Source organism: Klebsiella sp. MISC125 (genome assembly GCF_051131775.1).
GTDB lineage: Bacteria > Pseudomonadota > Gammaproteobacteria > Enterobacterales > Enterobacteriaceae > Klebsiella.
The window spans coordinates 1,288,013-1,305,480 of record NZ_CP180448.1 but is presented as its reverse complement, the minus strand read 5'-3'; the positions used below and the strand labels follow the sequence as shown (position 1 = coordinate 1,305,480).

The 17,468-nt window shown below is 52.2% G+C and carries 13 protein-coding genes; 1 reads left to right on the top strand and 12 read right to left on the bottom strand.

All coding sequences use genetic code 11. From position 1 onward, the window contains the following. Positions 1 to 30 precede the first annotated feature (30 nt). The 10 genes from pyrG to rlmD form a co-directional block, all read right to left on the bottom strand. The gene (gene pyrG, locus ACMYSL_RS06200) at positions 31 to 1,668 is read right to left on the bottom strand and encodes a glutamine hydrolyzing CTP synthase (protein WP_182234552.1); all 1,638 of its coding nucleotides are present in this window, start codon (positions 1,666 to 1,668) and stop codon (positions 31 to 33) included. Positions 1,669 to 1,894: 226 nt separating this feature from the next. After that, positions 1,895 to 2,701, bottom strand: coding sequence for a nucleoside triphosphate pyrophosphohydrolase (mazG, locus tag ACMYSL_RS06195; protein WP_434663967.1), 807 nt, complete (start codon positions 2,699 to 2,701; stop codon positions 1,895 to 1,897). Between the two features lie 21 nt (positions 2,702 to 2,722). After that, on the bottom strand, positions 2,723 to 3,055 hold the full coding sequence (locus tag ACMYSL_RS06190; RefSeq protein WP_434661782.1) for a hypothetical protein: 333 nt from the start codon (positions 3,053 to 3,055) through the stop codon (positions 2,723 to 2,725). Between the two features lie 138 nt (positions 3,056 to 3,193). Next, positions 3,194 to 4,216: a fimbrial protein gene (locus ACMYSL_RS06185; RefSeq protein WP_434661780.1), complete on the bottom strand. Its 1,023-nt coding sequence runs from the start codon at positions 4,214 to 4,216 to the stop codon at positions 3,194 to 3,196. Positions 4,217 to 4,228: 12 nt separating this feature from the next. Continuing rightward, complete coding sequence (locus tag ACMYSL_RS06180; protein ID WP_434661778.1) at positions 4,229 to 6,712, bottom strand: fimbrial biogenesis outer membrane usher protein; 2,484 nt, start codon at positions 6,710 to 6,712, stop codon at positions 4,229 to 4,231. Positions 6,713 to 6,726: 14 nt separating this feature from the next. After that, positions 6,727 to 7,407, bottom strand: a complete 681-nt coding sequence (locus tag ACMYSL_RS06175; protein WP_434661776.1) for a fimbrial assembly chaperone — start codon at positions 7,405 to 7,407, stop codon at positions 6,727 to 6,729. 54 nt (positions 7,408 to 7,461) lie between these two features. Then, positions 7,462 to 7,839 carry a hypothetical protein gene (locus ACMYSL_RS06170; RefSeq protein ID WP_434661774.1) on the bottom strand — a complete coding sequence of 126 codons (378 nt, stop codon included), beginning with the start codon at positions 7,837 to 7,839 and terminating at the stop codon, positions 7,462 to 7,464. A 12-nt stretch (positions 7,840 to 7,851) separates the two neighbouring features. Then, positions 7,852 to 7,998 (bottom strand): hypothetical protein, encoded by a 147-nt coding sequence (locus ACMYSL_RS06165; protein WP_434661772.1) that lies wholly within the window; start codon positions 7,996 to 7,998, stop codon positions 7,852 to 7,854. A 386-nt stretch (positions 7,999 to 8,384) separates the two neighbouring features. After that, entirely contained in the window at positions 8,385 to 10,637 is a 2,253-nt protein-coding gene (gene relA / locus ACMYSL_RS06160; RefSeq protein WP_434661770.1) for a GTP diphosphokinase, read from the bottom strand. A gap of 46 nt (positions 10,638 to 10,683) precedes the next feature. Further along, the gene (gene rlmD / locus ACMYSL_RS06155; RefSeq protein WP_434661768.1) at positions 10,684 to 11,985 is read right to left on the bottom strand and encodes a 23S rRNA (uracil(1939)-C(5))-methyltransferase RlmD; all 1,302 of its coding nucleotides are present in this window, start codon (positions 11,983 to 11,985) and stop codon (positions 10,684 to 10,686) included. A 123-nt stretch (positions 11,986 to 12,108) separates the two neighbouring features. Between rlmD and barA the strand changes: the two genes are divergently transcribed. After that, the gene (gene barA, locus ACMYSL_RS06150; protein ID WP_434661766.1) at positions 12,109 to 14,862 is read left to right on the top strand and encodes a two-component sensor histidine kinase BarA; all 2,754 of its coding nucleotides are present in this window, start codon (positions 12,109 to 12,111) and stop codon (positions 14,860 to 14,862) included. A 39-nt stretch (positions 14,863 to 14,901) separates the two neighbouring features. On the opposite strand, the gene ACMYSL_RS06145 is transcribed toward barA, so the two are convergent. Beyond that, positions 14,902 to 16,041: a glycerate kinase gene (locus ACMYSL_RS06145; protein WP_182234562.1), complete on the bottom strand. Its 1,140-nt coding sequence runs from the start codon at positions 16,039 to 16,041 to the stop codon at positions 14,902 to 14,904. Positions 16,042 to 16,112: 71 nt separating this feature from the next. Further along, complete coding sequence (gudD, locus tag ACMYSL_RS06140; RefSeq protein ID WP_182234564.1) at positions 16,113 to 17,453, bottom strand: glucarate dehydratase; 1,341 nt, start codon at positions 17,451 to 17,453, stop codon at positions 16,113 to 16,115. Positions 17,454 to 17,468: the final 15 nt, after the last annotated feature.

Below are 17,468 nucleotides of genomic sequence, written 5' to 3'. Positions count from 1 at the left end.
CCGGATGGGTGCATTGCCGTTCTAACTCTTTTACTTCGCCTGACGCTTCTGGTACTCGGCTGCGGCTTTCACAAAGCCAGCAAACAGTGGGTGACCATCACGCGGCGTCGAAGTAAACTCCGGATGGAACTGACAGGCAACAAACCACGGATGATTCGGCACCTCGATGATCTCGACCAACTGATCATCCCCGGAACGTCCCGCAATACGCAGGCCCGCATTTTCAATCGGTTTCAACAGCATGTTGTTGACTTCATAGCGGTGGCGATGGCGTTCGGTAATGGTTGGTTCGCCGTACAGCTGGCGCACCAGACTATCGTCACCCAGTTGGCACTGCTGCGCTCCAAGGCGCATCGTGCCGCCGAGGTCGCTCTTATCAGAACGGACTTCGACATTACCTTCTTCATCACGCCATTCGGTAATAAGGGCCACAACCGGGTACTTACAGTCTGGCACAAATTCCGTGGAGTTGGCGTTTTCCATCCCCGCTACGTTGCGCGCGAACTCAATCAGCGCAACCTGCATACCCAGGCAAATTCCCAGATATGGAATATTGTTTTCACGTGCATAGCGCGCAGTGGCAATCTTACCTTCAACCCCGCGATAGCCGAAGCCACCAGGAATCAGGATAGCATCTAAATTTTTCAGAATTTCGACGCCGCGCGTTTCTACATCTTGCGAATCGATCAGCTTGATGTTGACGGTAACGCGGTTTTTCAGACCACCGTGCTTCAGCGCTTCAATCACCGATTTGTAGGCATCCGGCAGTTCAATGTACTTGCCGACCATACCAATGGTGACTTCACCTGCCGGATTGGCTTCTTCGTAAATAACCTGTTCCCATTCGGCCAGGTTCGCTTCCGGACAGCTTAAGCTGAATCGTTTACAAATATAATCGTCCAGCCCCTGAGATTTCAACAGGCCTGGAATTTTATAAATAGAATCGACGTCTTTCATCGAAATAACGGCTTTTTCTGGCACATTGCAGAACAATGCAATTTTGGCACGTTCGTTCGCCGGAATGGCGCGATCGGAACGGCAGACCAGAATATCAGGCTGAATACCGATGGAGAGCAGTTCTTTAACGGAGTGCTGGGTCGGCTTGGTTTTGACTTCACCCGCAGCGGCCAGGTACGGCACCAGAGTCAAATGCATAAACAGTGCGTTTTCACGACCGATATCCACCGCCAGCTGGCGAATCGCTTCGAGGAACGGCAGCGACTCGATATCGCCGACGGTACCACCAATTTCAACCAGCACCACATCATGGCCTTCGCCGCCCGCCAGCACGCGCTCTTTGATAGCGTTGGTGATATGCGGAATAACCTGTACGGTTGCGCCCAGATAATCGCCACGGCGCTCTTTACGCAGAACGTCGGAGTAGATACGACCCGTAGTGAAGTTGTTACGGCGGCTCATTTTGGTGCGAATGAAACGCTCATAGTGGCCAAGGTCCAGATCGGTTTCAGCGCCGTCTTCAGTAACGAACACTTCCCCGTGTTGGATTGGGCTCATGGTGCCCGGATCGACGTTGATGTACGGATCCAGTTTCATCATGGTCACGTTAAGCCCACGGGCTTCAAGAATGGCTGCCAGGGAAGCTGCGGCAATGCCTTTACCCAGAGAGGATACGACCCCGCCGGTCACAAAAATATAGTTCGTTGTCATGCTGAACCTGAGAAGTTAGGTTTAAAAGACGATGGAATAACCAAGACGGGAAAGCAGTATACCCGATCATGACTAACGCCACAAACTTTCATTATCCCTCCTTTTCATCAGGCCCACACAACGCAGGGAGTGAGAAAATAGCCGCTTTCGGCGAAATGTTTTTGACGTAAATCAAGCGCTTGTTATTTAAAAAATCACACAAATAGCGCTTGATCACGAAAACCCTTTAGAGATCAGTTTCCTGGCGTTTTACCTCTTGCCACACATCTTCCATGGTATCGAGGTCAACACCGGTCATTTCCAGGCCCCGCGCGGCGACAATCCGCTCAACTTCACGGAAACGGCGCTCAAACTTGAGGTTCGCTTTTTGCAGCGCAACTTCGGCTTTCACCCCTAAATGGCGGGATAAGTTGACCGTCGCGAACAGCAGGTCGCCGACTTCCTCCTCCAGTTTAGCTTCATCAATCACCGCCTGCTGCGCCTCGTGCATGACTTCATCAATCTCTTCGTGCACTTTGTCCAAAACCGGGCCAAGCGAAGTCCAGTCAAAACCTACTGCCGAGCAGCGTCGCTGGATTTTATGCGCGCGCATCAGCGCGGGCAGGCTATGCGGAATATCGTCCAGTGCAGAGTGCTGGGACTTTTCGGCTCTCTCTGCGCTTTTAATTTGTTCCCAACGCGCCAGTACTTCGCTGCTGTTACCCGCTGAAGCATCGCCGAAAATATGCGGGTGACGGCGCTCCAGCTTGTCGCTGATGGCGGCGCAAACATCATTAAAATCAAAACGCCCCTCTTCCTGTGCCATCTGAGCATAGAACACGACCTGGAATAGCAGATCGCCCAGCTCGCCGCGCAGATCGTCGAAATCTTCCCGGGCAATAGCATCAAGTACTTCATAGGTTTCTTCGAGGGTATAGGGGGCGATGGTGGCAAAAGTCTGCTCTTTGTCCCACGGGCAGCCGCTTTCCGGGTCGCGCAGGCGCTGCATTATGCCAAGCAGCCGGGTCATCTCATTGTTAACTATCGTATTCATCATTCTGAACTCTTTACATTATCAGTCGCGCCATTCGCGTCTGGGTTTCGGCAAGCCGCCGTGTATTACGAAAACATAAACTATGCCATGTAACAGTACAAACATCAGCGCCAGCATGCGTACCACGTCATCAATGTAGCGGGTTTGCGACACGAGGATGCCAAAAGGAAACTCTCCAGAGACTGCCACGAAAAACTGAAAAAATACTGCGAAGGCATTTCCAGCACGACAAATCAGATGAGAAACCAACGACCCGGCAGGTGAATAAACAACAAAAAATAGCCAGATTTGCACGGCGATCAGCGTGAGGGAGGAGAGGAGATAAAGCACGAAAAAACTGAAGCTCAGGTTCATCAATGAACGTCCCGTACACGGGCATCCCGCCAGTGCGCAATATTAAGGTAGCGATGTCTGCGCACAATGATAAAAAAACACGGGTCAAATTGCACCCGCGCTTTTTTTACCTGCTATACCAACGACAACATAGCGACGTCATTGATGCTCCACAACAATCGTCGCCGTGGCGGATAACGTCCCCGAGCGACTCTTATTTGGGTCGAAGACAAAGTACTTCGCACGAACAGGGATTTGCAGCGTTGCCGAAAGCGTGGCGGTTGTACTCTTCGGGATAATAGCCAGCTTAGTGACCGCTTCATTGATGGCATCGCCAGCACGAGCGAGAACAATGCGCTGCCCGGAGCCGTTTTCAAGGATAAACCCAACACCGTTATTCGCGTTGGCCTGCAGTATCGAAGGATCGCTGTCCAGTAAAGTGCTGCTTTTCAGATACACCGTCGCCGTGCGGTTCGCTTTCTGATTGGTCTGGCTGGCGTTGCAGTTCAGGGTGATATTACCCGCAGCGCTGCCCTCGCCGACCACGCCGTAAGTGCGAACTTTGCCAACAGGAATCGCCGTGAGATCCAGCTGTAGGTTTTCTGGTTTACAGGTCGTAGCGATACGGTTGTAGGTCACCACCAAATCGGAAGAAAACGCGCCGCCTGCTTTATACAGAGCCTGACTAAACCGTTCCCGACATGTTCCCCACTGCGAGGGGTTAAATATACACAAGAAAAAGGCAGTCCAGGCGCTATTGTAATCGCTGTTCGAGGCCGTCGAGGCCAACATCGCCCCCGGAATCGTCACGGTATTACCACTACTTGTATAGGTCGCGGTTCCAGTATCTCGAGTCGCCGACACGGTAAAGCCGATGTTAATGCTGTTATTGCTTGATTGCAGCGAACCGGGGTTGCCACTTTGCCAGGCGAATTTCAGTTTAAATTTATCCTCACCACCATTAAAACCAATGACCACATCGCTAAAACTGGGGTAGTTGACGGTGGTATTGTTGGTACATGACAGCCCGGAAAAATTGACCTGAATCGCCGATTGCGTCGTTGAGCCATCCACGTTGATCGTGAAATGGCTAGTTTGCGAAGCAGGCGAGTTGCAGGTTGCAAAAGACATTCCTGAAAAGAGAAGCAGCACGCCGCCAAATATATTTAAAACTCTGATCATGTCCCTATCCTCTTATCGGCAGACGTAAACACGTCCATCTTCCAGATGCTTCTCAAGAGCGATGGTGCAAAACTGCTGCAGCGCCTTATCCAGCTCAACGCGAATCTGCGGTGGAATTTCGTTCGCACGCATAAATAAAAGGCTTCCCTGCCCCACCAGGCCAATATACTCCCCGGCCTCATTCATCACTTCGTGACCAAAAGGCAACGGATCGCCGTTAGCCTGCTCGGCGCGCAAATACCACGGCTTACGGCTATCGGTTTCAAATTCCGTCAGCACAACCGCCCCACGATACGGTGCCAGCGACCGCCGATTGCCTAATAGCGACACATCGCTATCAGTATGCGAAAGATCAAGGGTCAGCGAGTTTTCCCGGTAAGGCGTTAAGCCGCTGTAAATCGCTTTGCCCTGGTTATCGGTCGTCAGATAACGATGGCCCTGCACCGCTGCGCCTTTTAACCCCGGAGCACGTACAATGGCAAAGGTATCGGAAAGCTGATTGCTCAGTTCAATCCCGCCGGACCAGGCAACGATTCCCCCCTGCATACTGGCGCTGGCCTGGTTATATTTATTCGACTGACTGAGGCTGCCGTTCAGGGTGGTAAATGGCGTGCGCCAGCCCAGATTGCCGCCAACAGCAGTTTCATGTCCCTGTTGTTGCTGGCTAAAATTAACGCCATAGCTGAACTGATCCCGGTTGCCGACAATCCCGCTAAGACTGGTGTTATTCGATTGATATTTATCTTCAAAGGTCGTTGAGTTAGTTAGCGATAAATGTCGACGTGGCGTGGTAATTCCGTCTCCCCAGTTGAAAGGGATAGAGAAAAACAGGTTGAGGCGATTGTCATGATTGCCATCATCATTCTGCGTACGGCTGGCCGAAAGGGTATAGCTTATTTGCCGCCAGCTATTGCTGTAGCTAAACTGATAGTCTTTTCCAGTGCCGCTGCGTTGCCAGTAATCGCGCCACAAGCCGCTCAGCGCCAAAGATCCCCAGGTATCCGGCAGCGTTTGACTCACATTGACTGAGAAACTGTTTTTACGGCCAAAATCCTCAGCGTAATAATCACCAATATCGTAGACATCATTGATATCCCGCTGGTATTCCTGCTTGTTATTCGCCCAGATATAATCATTAAAGGTACGAAACCCACGCGAAGAGTAGCGCCAGGCCGCCAGTGCAAAATGGGTGCCAGTAGCCTGCATATATTTATTCCAGGCGATTTGATAGCTCTGCCCATCAAAGACATCACCATTATCCTGTTTGCTATGGGAAAATGTGGCGTCAAATGACACTGCGCCAATCGGCGTATTCCAGCCGGTGCCAATAACTTCAGAATGATAACGATCCGCCGCCATCACCCCGCCATATAAGGTCAGAACGTTATTCAGACCATACTGATAGCTGGTCTGTAAAAAATCAGCCTGATTACTGGCGCCTTCTACATGGCTACGCCCAGCAACAAAATCGTACTTCGTGACCCCTGGCTGCAACATATTCGGCACCGAAGAATAGGGGACCAAATAATGACTGGTCGAGCCATCCGCTTCTTTTACCGTGACGTCGAGATCGGCTCCGCCGCCGGACAGATGCAGATCCTGAATCGCAAAAGGACCGGGAGGCACCTCTTTTTGATAAACGACAAACCCATTTTGCTCGATGGTGACCAGGGCGTTACTCTGCGCAATACCGCGCACCACTGGCGTAAAATTTTGCTGTGAATCCGGCAACATTTGCATATCACGAAACCAGCGCACGCCGCGAAAACGTAAAGAATCGAACATATCGGAAGAGGTATACATATCTCCCGCGCGAAATGTGCCAAGAACTTCCGCGATACCGCGCTCCAGATAGACTGTGTTGCTATGCCACTGCCCTGCACCATCGTTAGCCTGGGTAAAATTGGTCGTTGCCCGTAGCTGCCAGTCCAATAGATTCAGCCCGCTATTAAAGTTGAGATAACTATTTTTACTGTAACCGCCGTTTTTATAATCGCTGTAGTACTGGCTGGCATAATAAGATGTAAACAATGCATTAACGCCCCGATCCCAACTTTCCGGCGGCATATAGCCTGCTTCATATTCCCGGACATAGATCTGCGGCACGCTCAGAAAAAGATTAAACTGGCCAATATCATAATGTACTGAGCCACCCTGTACCGCTATCGTTAATGGCAGACAATCCTGTTTTTTTGCTGCCGAAATATTTTTAGTAATAATCCCCATCACCTCTATTTGCGCCAGGGACAAACAGGTCGCATCAACATCATCTTTTATATGAATCTCATAACGCCCGCGAAACTGATCGTTTAAGTAAACATCCAACTCATAATCGCCAGGCAAAGGTTTGGTTTCATCAAACCAGTATTCATCAACCTTTTCACCATTAAACCCACCAATCATAAAATGGGTATCAAAGCTTTCTTTTTCAGAATATGCTGGCCCGGCAGCAAGCGCAAAAAGAATAGCCATCGCGAGGATATTTATCTTTAACATAATCAGTCCTTGAGCTATTTTCTTACGTCAACCTTCTCACTCAAATAATTCCCATGGTCGTCAATCAGCGTCACGGTATAGCGGCTGACGAATGTTTTCACGGCAATCAATTGCTCTGAGCGCGGTGCCAATAATAAGGTTTGATTGTTTATCTTTCCGCCACCTTCGATAGTGGGGATAACTATCCAGTTGGCTGATTCATTTTTCACCTTTATACCGCCAGCTGTCGAATTCAGCTTAAGTCGTGAAAAAGATTTTTTGTCTACCCCGCTAATACCCTGCGGCCGATAAATGAGTTTAATCCGATTTTGCATCGCAAATTTAATACGATTTTTACCCTCACCCTCTGCAGAGTTCGGCGGTATATCAAGGACGTTAAGATAGAACAGGCTTTCACGATCGGTCGCCAGATGATTAACCAGACTCTTAATTTTCAGCTGTTGTCCGGCCCCCCCAGCTACGCGGACAACCGGAGGCGTGAGCATAAATGGAACCTTGATTTTTTCAGGCGGAATGCTGACATCGCCATCATCAATCCATGCCTGTACCAGCGAACTGCGTGAATCATCATTTAGTATCTGAACCGTAATATCCTTTTTCTGTGCGGGATAAATCACCCGTGTGCCGTAAATAATAATGCCGCCCCAGGCAGGCATAATCATACTTGCCAGTAATAATGCGATTAGACGTTTCATGGTGAGATTCCTGCGGGGGAAATGAGCCGACGGCCAGGCCGTCGGCTCAATTATTTAATCGGTGTTAACCTGCATAACAACGGTAGAATTCACGTTACCAGCCTGTATATTACCCGGCGCGGTAGTAATTGCATATTGTGCGGAGAAATTAAGATCATACTCCCCGGCCGTATTAGCCGTTAATTTTACACCCTCTCTTGGATTAACCGAATTACCATTCAGCTTCAACGTATAACCAACACCGCTTGCCCCGCCGGTTGCCGCAGTAATTGTTGGGTGGGTATCATCAAATCCGGTAGTGACAAATGAAATATGAGGAACTTTATCGCCTTCACACTTCAGCTTTAATTCCTGGTTCGCATCATTTGAATACCCGACATAGGACTGCCCGGCCGTTAATCCCGCAAACTGTGCTTTACCTACAGGGGCCATAGTAATTGTTGCCTAAGAATTCCCATCAACAAATTTACAGGTTGTCGGCAAAACAACGCCGTTAATTTGTAATGTTCCTTCTTCAGTATCAGCAGCTAAAGCATATTGCGCAGTAAACAGTGAAGACAGGACGACGGCTGCAATCATTGACTTTTTCATAAGATATTCCTTTATTAAATAATTCTAATTGTGTACTGGTGTTAGTCATTTCGTGAAAATGAAAATACATCAACAAAAACGTTGCCACAATGTAATAAAATGGTTTTATTGATTTAACTCAATTTAAAATAATTAACATAGCATCAGTAGATCTTTCAATTGAAATACATTCACCTGATAGATCAATAATGATTTTAATTCGACCACAAACATTCAACATGAATATATTTATAGGCAAATGATCGAAATTAAGAATAAATACAAAAATACCTGAATGTAAAAAGTAGATTAATTATTGCAGTGAACATATCGTTACCGTCGGCAAGGCAAAAAAAACCGCTGCGTTGGAATCCAACGCAGCGGTTTACGGCTACAGGAAGGGGAATTTACCCGCCGTGAAGACGACGGGCGTCAATCACATCCGGTACCTGATTCAACCGGCCAAGCACACGGCCCAGCACCTGCAGGTTGTAGATCTCAATGGTCATATCGATTGTGGCAAGCTGCTGTTTGGTATCACTGCGGCTGGCAACGCCCAGCACGTTGACCTTCTCGTTGGCAAGAATGGTGGTGATATCGCGCAGCAGGCCGCTACGATCGTTAGCCTGAACACGCACGACCAACGAGTAGCCCGCCGAGTAGCTTTCGCCCCACACCGCGTCCACAATGCGCTCCGGGGCATGTGATTGTAATTCCGCAAGCTGATCGCAATCCGCACGATGCACCGAGATCCCACGTCCCTGAGTAATAAAACCGACAATCTCATCGCCAGGAATCGGCTGACAGCAGCGCGCAATATGGTGCATCAGGTTACCAACGCCCTCAACCACCACCCGGCCGTTATCTTTGCTGCGGTTATTCTGTGGCGTATAGGTTTTCTGCTGCAGCTGTTTCAGCGCGGCGGCATCCTGCTCCTCGGCGCTCGGTTTATTGAACTGCGCTTGCAGGAAGTTGACCATTTGGTTAAGACGAATATCACCGCCGCCAATCGCTGCCAGCAGTTCGTCCTGCTCATTAAAGTTATAGCGCGGCAACAGATGTTTTTCCGCATCCTTCAGGCTGATACCCAGATGCTCGAGCTCGTCGTCGAGGATCTGCCGCCCGGCAAGAATATTCTTATCGCGATCCTGCTTGCGGAACCAGGCATGAATTTTGGAACGCCCACGGCTGGTCGTGACGTAGCCAAGGTTCGGGTTCAGCCAGTCGCGGCTCGGGTTCGGCTGTTTCTGGGTGATGATTTCAATCTGGTCGCCCATTTGCAGCTGATAGGTAAAAGGTACGATGCGCCCGCTGATTTTCGCCCCAATGCAGCGGTGTCCGACATCGCTGTGAATATGGTAGGCAAAATCAAGCGGCGTTGAGCCAGCAGGTAAATCCACAACGTCGCCCTTTGGCGTAAAGACGTAAACCCGGTCATCAAAGACCTGGCTGCGAACCTCATCCAGCATTTCGCCGGAATCCGCCATCTCTTCTTGCCAGGCGATCAGCTTACGCAGCCAGGCAATGCGATCTTCGTAACCGCGCGCGCCGCTGGCCCCCGCGCTGGCCCCCGCGCTGGCGCCCTCTTTATACTTCCAGTGCGCAGCCACGCCCAGCTCAGCATCTTCATGCATCTGTTTAGTACGAATTTGAATTTCTATCGTTTTGCCGCCGGGACCCAGCACCACAGTGTGAATCGACTGATAGCCATTGGGCTTAGGATTGGCAACATAGTCGTCAAACTCATCCGGCAGATGACGGTAGTGAGTATGTACAATGCCCAGCGCGGCATAACAATCCTGCAAACGCTCGGCGACAATGCGCACCGCGCGCACATCAAACAGCTCGTCAAATGCGAGGTGCTTTTTCTGCATTTTGCGCCAGATGCTATAGATATGTTTTGGTCGCCCGTACACTTCGGCTTTGACGCCCTCGGTTTTCATTTCCGAGCGTAAATGGCCCACAAACTCGTCGATGTAATGTTCACGATCGATACGCCGTTCATGCAGCAACTTAGCAATGCGTTTGTATTCCGCCGGATGCAGATAGCGGAAGCAGTAATCTTCCAGCTCCCACTTGAGCTGACCGATCCCCAGGCGGTTAGCCAGCGGCGCGTAGATATTGGTACACTCTTTCGCCGCCAGCACGCGCTCATCTTCCGGCGCATCTTTCACTTCGCGCAGATGGGCAATCCGCTCGGCAAGTTTGATAACCACGCAGCGGAAATCATCGACCATCGCCAGCAGCATGCGGCGAATGTTGTCCACCTGTTCAGAAGAGACCGAGTCGGTATGGGTGGCTTTAAGCTGGCGTATGGCGGCCATATCCCGCACGCCGTGAATGAGGGTAACGACGGATTTACCTACGCTCTCCTGCATGACTTCTTCGCTGACGACGTTGCCGTCCGCCAGCGGGAAAAGCAACGCAGCCCGCAGCGTGTCGATATCCATGCTGAGCATGGAGAGAATCTCCACCATCTCCACACCGCGCCACAGCAGCAGATCCGCCTGCGGGTGTCCCTGCGTTTTCTCTCGACAGTAATCCCAGGTTTCGGCTAAGCGTTCACACGACTGCTGGCTGGAAATTCCCAGACTCGCGATCCATTTCTTCGGGTCAAATTCACCAGCTTTATTTAGATGTGCACTTCTTACCGCAACCATTGTCCTCTCCTTAAGGGACCGGCCTGCCGAAGTCGGCAAGCCTCAACTAATCTTTATGCTCAAACAACACCATTGATTCCAGATGCCCGGTATGGGGGAACATATCCAGCATCGCCAGGCGTTGAATGGTATATCCCGCCTGTAATAAAACGTCGCTATCGCGCGCCAGCGTCGCCGGGTTACAAGAAACATACACCACCCGGCGCGGGGCTAACTTTATAATATGTAACATTACACCCGCAGCACCGGCTCGCGCCGGGTCGAGCAAAATTTTATCAAAACCGTGTTTCGCCCAGTCCTGGCGGGTGACATCCTCTTCCAGGTTTTCATGAAAGAACGTCACGTTGTGCAACCCGTTAAGCGCTGCGTTTTCACGGCCCTTTTCCACCAGCGCAGGAACCCCCTCAACGCCGACGACCTGCGCCGCGCGTTTCGCCAGCGGCAGAGTAAAGTTGCCCATTCCGCAAAACAGGTCCAGCACCCGGTCCTCTGGCTGAAGATCCAGCCACTCCAGCGCCGTGCGCACCATTAACTGGTTCACACCGTCGTTCACCTGGATGAAATCGCGCGGACTGAACACTAAGCGTAGACCGTCAGATGTGTACCAGGGAGATTCCCCGCTAATATGCTCCAGTATCTCGCTTTGCGGTGCCAGATACAGGGAAAGACCGTGAGATTGCGAAAAGCGTTCCAGTTTTTCTTTATCTGCCGCAGAAAAGGCGGCGGTGTGGCGCAATACCATCAGCGGGCCGTTATCCGCCAGCACCAGTTCGACATGACCAAGCTGACGAGCCGCCTTCAGCCCCGACAAACACTCACGGACGGCAGGCAATAACGCACCAAGATCGGGCACCAAAACAGGGCACTGCACCACATCGACAATTTCGTTAGAATTAGCCTTCCGGAAGCCTATCTGTAATTGTTGGGTCTTTGGCTGATAATTCAAGCTCAGCCGCGCCCGGCGACGGTAGCCCCAGGGTGAAGCGGCTATAATGTCATCGACATCGCGTTTCATTAGCCTGGCAAGTGCAGCACGTTTACTCTGCTGCTGCAGGTCGATGCTGGCGTGCTGTTGCTGGCATCCTCCGCAGACGCCAAAATGCGGGCAGCGCGGTGTTTGTCGTTGCGGGCTGTCGCTAAGACGGCGTTTAACCTGCGCGCGGGCATACTGTTTTTTATCTTCGACCAGGACAACTTCCGCCTGCTCTTGCGGTAATAAGCCGCTGACAAACAGCGCTTTACCCTGATGACGCGCAACGCCTTGACCAAAAGGGTCAAGGTCATTGACTGTAACGGTTATGATCTGGCGCGTCGTCACACGCCGTTTTGCAGAGTAGAATTGCGCCATCGTAGAGATTTGTCTCAATTAAATATAACGAGATCGTTCAGAGATGCGTCGGCGGCAAGCAAGTGCAGCCGACATGAAAGCAGCCTGAAGGATAATTTATATATTCTCCCATAATGGAACCGCATGACCAACTACAGCCTTCGTGCTCGCATGATGATTCTAATTCTGGCGCCCACCGTTCTGATCGGTTTGTTGCTCAGCATTTTCTTCGTCGCACACCGCTATAACGACCTTCAGCGCCAGCTGGAAGATGCTGGAGCCAGTATTATTGAGCCGCTGGCGGTTTCCAGTGAATATGGCATGAATCTGCAAAACCGCGAGTCAATCAGGCAGCTTATTAGCGTTTTGCACCGCCGCCATTCCGATATCGTGCGCGCAATTTCTATCTACGACTCGCATAACAAGCTGTTTGTCACCTCCAACTTTCAGCTTGATCCCGGCGAACTTCAGCTTCCCAAAGGGGCTCCTTTCCCTCGGCGCTTAAGCGTGATTCGCAATGGTGACTTGATGATTTTGCGCACCCCGATCGTCTCGGAAAGCTATTCACCAGATGAATCACCGGGAACTGACGCCAAAATGCCGGACAACATGCTGGGCTACGTGGCCCTTGAGCTGGATCTCAAATCGGTGCGATTGCAGCAGTACAAAGAGATTTTCATCTCCAGCGTGATGATGCTGTTCTGTATTGGTATTGCGTTAATTTTCGGCTGGCGTCTGATGCGCGATGTCACCGGCCCGATTCGCAATATGGTGAACACCGTCGACCGCATTCGCCGCGGTCAGCTTGATAGCCGCGTCGAGGGCTTTATGCTCGGCGAACTGGATATGCTCAAAAATGGCATTAACTCGATGGCCATGTCGCTGGCGGCCTATCATGAAGAGATGCAGCATAACGTCGATCAGGCCACGTCCGACCTACGTGAAACGCTTGAGCAGATGGAGATTCAGAACGTCGAACTGGACCTGGCGAAAAAGCGTGCTCAAGAAGCCGCGCGAATTAAATCCGAGTTTTTGGCCAATATGTCCCACGAGCTGCGCACCCCGCTCAACGGCGTAATCGGCTTCACGCGCCTGACGCTGAAAACCAACTTAAATACTACCCAGCGCGATCACCTGACCACTATTGAGCGTTCAGCCAACAATCTGCTGGCGATCATTAACGATGTTCTGGACTTCTCTAAGCTCGAAGCGGGCAAGCTGATTCTGGAAAGTATCCCATTCCTGCTGCGCAACTCGTTGGATGAAGTGGTCACATTATTGGCCCATTCGGCGCATGATAAAGGCCTGGAGCTGACGCTGAACATCAAAAATGATGTTCCGGATAACGTGATTGGCGACCCGCTGCGCCTGCAGCAAATTGTGACTAATCTGATGGGTAACGCCATTAAATTCACCGAGCACGGCAATATCGACGTCCTGGTGGAACAGCGCGCAATCAGCAACTCCAGAGTGCAGATTGAGGTACAAATTCACGATACCGGTATTGGTATTCCTGAGCGCGATCAATCACGCTTGTTCCAGGCTTTCCGTCAGGCCGACGCCAGTATTTCACGCCGCCACGGCGGCACCGGGTTGGGACTTGTCATCACCCAGCGCCTGGTGAAGGAGATGGGCGGCGATATTTCATTCCACAGCCAGCCGAATCGCGGCTCAACGTTCTGGTTCCATATCAGCCTCGATCTTAACCCCAACGCCGTCCCCGATAGCGTGTCAACCGACTGTCTGACAGGCAAAAAGCTGGCCTATATTGAAGCTAACGCCACGGCGTCGCAGTGCACCATGGAACTGCTGGCAACAACGCCGTTAGAGGTGGTCTATAGCCCAACCATGTCCGCTCTGCCTGATGCACATTACGATATCCTGTTGGTCGGAACCCCAGTGTCGGTGCGTGACCTGGGACTACATCGAGATAAACTTGCAAGGGCCTGCAAACTTGCGGATCACCTGCTGCTGGCGCTGCCGTGCCACGCCCAGGTCAGCGCCGAAGCGCTGAAACAAGATGGCATTACGGCCTGCCTACTCAAGCCGCTAACCTCAACGCGCTTGCTCCCCGCGCTGACGGCCACCTGTCAGGCGCAACCCACTATGTTACCGGCGTATTCAGACAGTAAAAAACTGCCGATGACGGTGATGGCGGTCGATGATAACCCGGCAAACCTGAAGCTCATCGGCGCGCTACTGGAAGACCTGGTTCAGCACGTCATCCTTTGCGACAGCGGCCAGCATGCCGTCGAAGAGGCTAAAGAAAAGCAGCAGGATCTGATTCTGATGGATATTCAGATGCCAGAAATGGACGGTATTCGCGCCTGCGAACTGATTCGCCAGCTTCCTCATCAACAGCAAACTCCAGTCATTGCCGTGACCGCGCACGCGCTGGAAGGCCAACGCGAAAAGCTCCTGAGCGCAGGAATGAATGATTATCTGGCGAAACCGATTGAAGAAGACAAGCTCTATAGCCTGCTGCTGCGCTATCAGCCGGGCAAGCATGTTGCACCGCTCGCGGTAAAAGAGCCTGACGAACTGCCGATCGATCATAACGTCACCCTGAACTGGCAGTTAGCGCTACGCCAGGCGGCAATGAAGCCAGATCTGGCGCAGGAAATGCTGCAAATGCTGATCGCCTTTATGCCGGAAGTTCGTAATAGAGTGGAAGAGCAACTGGTCGGCGAGCAGCCGGAAGGGTTGCTGGATTTGATTCATAAACTCCACGGCAGCTGTAGCTACAGCGGCGTTCCTCGCTTGAAGAAATTGTGTCAGACCATCGAAAGCCAGCTACGGGCGGGCACCGTCGCCGAGGAGCTGGAGCCGGAGTTTCTGGAACTGCTGGATGAAATGGATAACGTCGCACGCGAAGCGTGCAAGCTGATGGGCATTTAAAACGTTATCCCCGGTCTGCGCTGCACGACCGGGGATAACTTATATCACTTGCCCCATTTTCAGCACCGCGGCGACGTTTCTCGCCGTCATGCGCACGTTTTCAGCGGCATTTTCAAGTGCCTCATCAAGCGTGCAAATGGAATAAATCACGCTGAATACCGCATCCAGACCATGATCGTGCACCACGCCAACGTCCGCCGTCAGGCTGCCAGCAATGCCAATCACCGGAAGATTGTAACGTTTAGCCACCCTCGCCACGCCAACCGGCACTTTACCGTGAATCGTCTGGCTGTCGATACGCCCTTCACCGGTAATCACCAGGTCCGCATCCGCTACGATATCGGCAAGATGCAACGCATCGGTGACAATCTCAATTCCTGGTCGCAGCTTCGCACCGCAAAAGGCGTACAAGCCTGCGCCCATACCGCCCGCCGCGCCGCCACCTTCAAGGTTCAGCACGTCGAGATCTAAATCGCGGTGAATAATCCCGGCAAAATGGGCCAGCGCCTTATCCAGGCTGACAATCATTTCCGCCGTCGCCCCTTTCTGCGGACCAAATACCGCCGTTGCCCCTTGCGGGCCAGTCAGCGGATTAGTCACATCGCAGGCGACATCAATACGGCATTTAGCCAGACGTTCATCAAGCTCGCTGATGTCAATACGCGCCAGGCTATCCAGCGCACCGCCGCCGAGCGCAATCTGCTGGTTGTCGTGGGTCAGAAGCTTCGCCCCCAGCGCCTGTACCATTCCGGCTCCGCCATCGTTAGTGGCGCTGCCGCCGATGCCGATAATAATCTGCTTCACGCCTGCGTCCAGCGCATGACGAATAAGCTCTCCCGTCCCCCATGACGTAGTCAACAGGGGGTTACGTCGCGCCGACGGCACGCTCTCCAGACCGCTCGCCGCCGCCATTTCGATAAAAGCGCACTGCTTGTCGCCTGAAAGTCCGTAAAAAGCCGCGACAGGTTCACCAAGCGGCCCGGTGACGGTGACCTCAACCTGATACCCCTGAGTCGCTGCAACCATCGCTTCGACGGTTCCTTCACCACCGTCCGCAACCGGCAGTTTGACATACTCCGCGTCCGGATAAATTTCCCGAAAACCCTGCTCTATCGCGGTTGCAACATCCAGCGCACTCAGGCTCTCCTTGTATGAATCCGGTGCGATCACTATCTTCATAAGCTGTCCTTAAAATGAGCATTTACCCGGTAACGCGAAATAAGCCGGTCCCCGCAGGAACCGGCGTTTTCTTAGCGCACCATGCACGGACGCTTGTTGTCAAACGTCCAGTTTGGGATCAGATACTGCATCCCCATGGCGTCATCGCGCGCGCCCAGACCGTGTTTCTGATACAGCTCGTGGGCTTTCATCACCTGATCCATATCGAGCTCTACGCCCAGACCCGGTTTCGCCGGTACCTGCACCATGCCGCCTTTGATTTCAAACGGCTCTTTGGTCAGGCGTTGGTTGCCTTCCTGCCAAATCCAGTGGGTATCAATGGCGGTGATCTTACCCGGTGCCGCAGCCGCGACATGGGTGAACATCGCCAGCGAAATATCAAAGTGGTTGTTAGAATGCGAGCCCCAGGTCAAGCCGAACTCATGGCACATCTGCGCCACGCGAACTGAGCCCTGCATGGTCCAGAAGTGCGGGTCCGCCAGCGGGATATCAACCGATTGCAGCGACAGGGTATGCCCCATCTGACGCCAGTCGGTGGCGATCATATTGGTCGCGGTCGGCAGGCCGGTAGCACGACGGAATTCCGCCATCACTTCACGTCCGGAGAAGCCCTGCTCTGCACCACACGGATCTTCTGCGTAAGCCAGAGAGCCTTTCAGGTACTTACCAATTTTGATCGCTTCATTGAGCGACCACGCGCCGTTTGGATCCAGCGTCACACGCGCCTGTGGGAAGCGTTTCGCCAGCGCAACAATGGATTCCGCCTCTTCTTCCCCAGCCAACACACCGCCTTTCAGTTTAAAGTCGTTGAAACCATATTTCTCATACGCCGCTTCCGCCAGGCGCACCACCGAATCCGGGGTCATCGCTTCATCATGACGCAGGCGATACCAGTCACATTTCTCATCCGGCTGGCTCTGATACGGTAGCGGCGTCGCTTTGCGGTTGCCGACGAAGAACAGATAACCGAGCATTTCGACTTCGTTACGCTGCTGACCATCGCCCAACAGAGAAGCGACGTTTACGCCCAGATGCTGGCCGAGCAGGTCAAGCATTGCGGCTTCAATGCCAGTGACCACATGAATAGTGGTACGCAGATCGAAGGTCTGCAAACCGCGCCCACCGGCATCGCGATCGGCAAACTGGTTACGTACCGCGTTCAGCACATTTTTATATTCACCAAGCGTTTTACCCACTACCAGCGGAATCGCATCTTCCAGGGTCTGGCGAATTTTCTCGCCCCCGGGGATTTCGCCGACGCCGGTGTGCCCGGAGTTATCTTTGATAATCACAATATTACGCGTGAAGAACGGGGCATGTGCGCCGCTCAGGTTCATCAGCATACTGTCGTGGCCCGCAACGGGGATCACCTGCATCGCGGTAACAACTGGAGTCGTAAATTGAGTGCTCATAATTCAATCCTTATT

What these genes read in the sequence shown, in the direction of transcription:
- ACMYSL_RS06175 (WP_434661776.1), bottom strand. Translation starts at nt 7,407, where the DNA reads ATGAAACGTCTAATCGCATTATTACTGGCAAGTATGATTATGCCTGCC.
- ACMYSL_RS06170 (WP_434661774.1), bottom strand. Translation starts at nt 7,839, where the DNA reads ATGGCCCCTGTAGGTAAAGCACAGTTTGCGGGATTAACGGCCGGGCAG.
- relA (WP_434661770.1), bottom strand. Translation starts at nt 10,637, where the DNA reads ATGGTTGCGGTAAGAAGTGCACATCTAAATAAAGCTGGTGAATTTGAC.
- ACMYSL_RS06145 (WP_182234562.1), bottom strand. Translation starts at nt 16,041, where the DNA reads ATGAAGATAGTGATCGCACCGGATTCATACAAGGAGAGCCTGAGTGCG.
- ACMYSL_RS06165 (WP_434661772.1), bottom strand. Translation starts at nt 7,998, where the DNA reads ATGAAAAAGTCAATGATTGCAGCCGTCGTCCTGTCTTCACTGTTTACT.
- barA (WP_434661766.1), top strand. Translation starts at nt 12,109, where the DNA reads ATGACCAACTACAGCCTTCGTGCTCGCATGATGATTCTAATTCTGGCG.
- mazG (WP_434663967.1), bottom strand. Translation starts at nt 2,701, where the DNA reads ATGAATACGATAGTTAACAATGAGATGACCCGGCTGCTTGGCATAATG.
- ACMYSL_RS06180 (WP_434661778.1), bottom strand. Translation starts at nt 6,712, where the DNA reads ATGTTAAAGATAAATATCCTCGCGATGGCTATTCTTTTTGCGCTTGCT.
- rlmD (WP_434661768.1), bottom strand. Translation starts at nt 11,985, where the DNA reads ATGGCGCAATTCTACTCTGCAAAACGGCGTGTGACGACGCGCCAGATC.
- ACMYSL_RS06190 (WP_434661782.1), bottom strand. Translation starts at nt 3,055, where the DNA reads ATGAACCTGAGCTTCAGTTTTTTCGTGCTTTATCTCCTCTCCTCCCTC.
- pyrG (WP_182234552.1), bottom strand. Translation starts at nt 1,668, where the DNA reads ATGACAACGAACTATATTTTTGTGACCGGCGGGGTCGTATCCTCTCTG.
- gudD (WP_182234564.1), bottom strand. Translation starts at nt 17,453, where the DNA reads ATGAGCACTCAATTTACGACTCCAGTTGTTACCGCGATGCAGGTGATC.
- ACMYSL_RS06185 (WP_434661780.1), bottom strand. Translation starts at nt 4,216, where the DNA reads ATGATCAGAGTTTTAAATATATTTGGCGGCGTGCTGCTTCTCTTTTCA.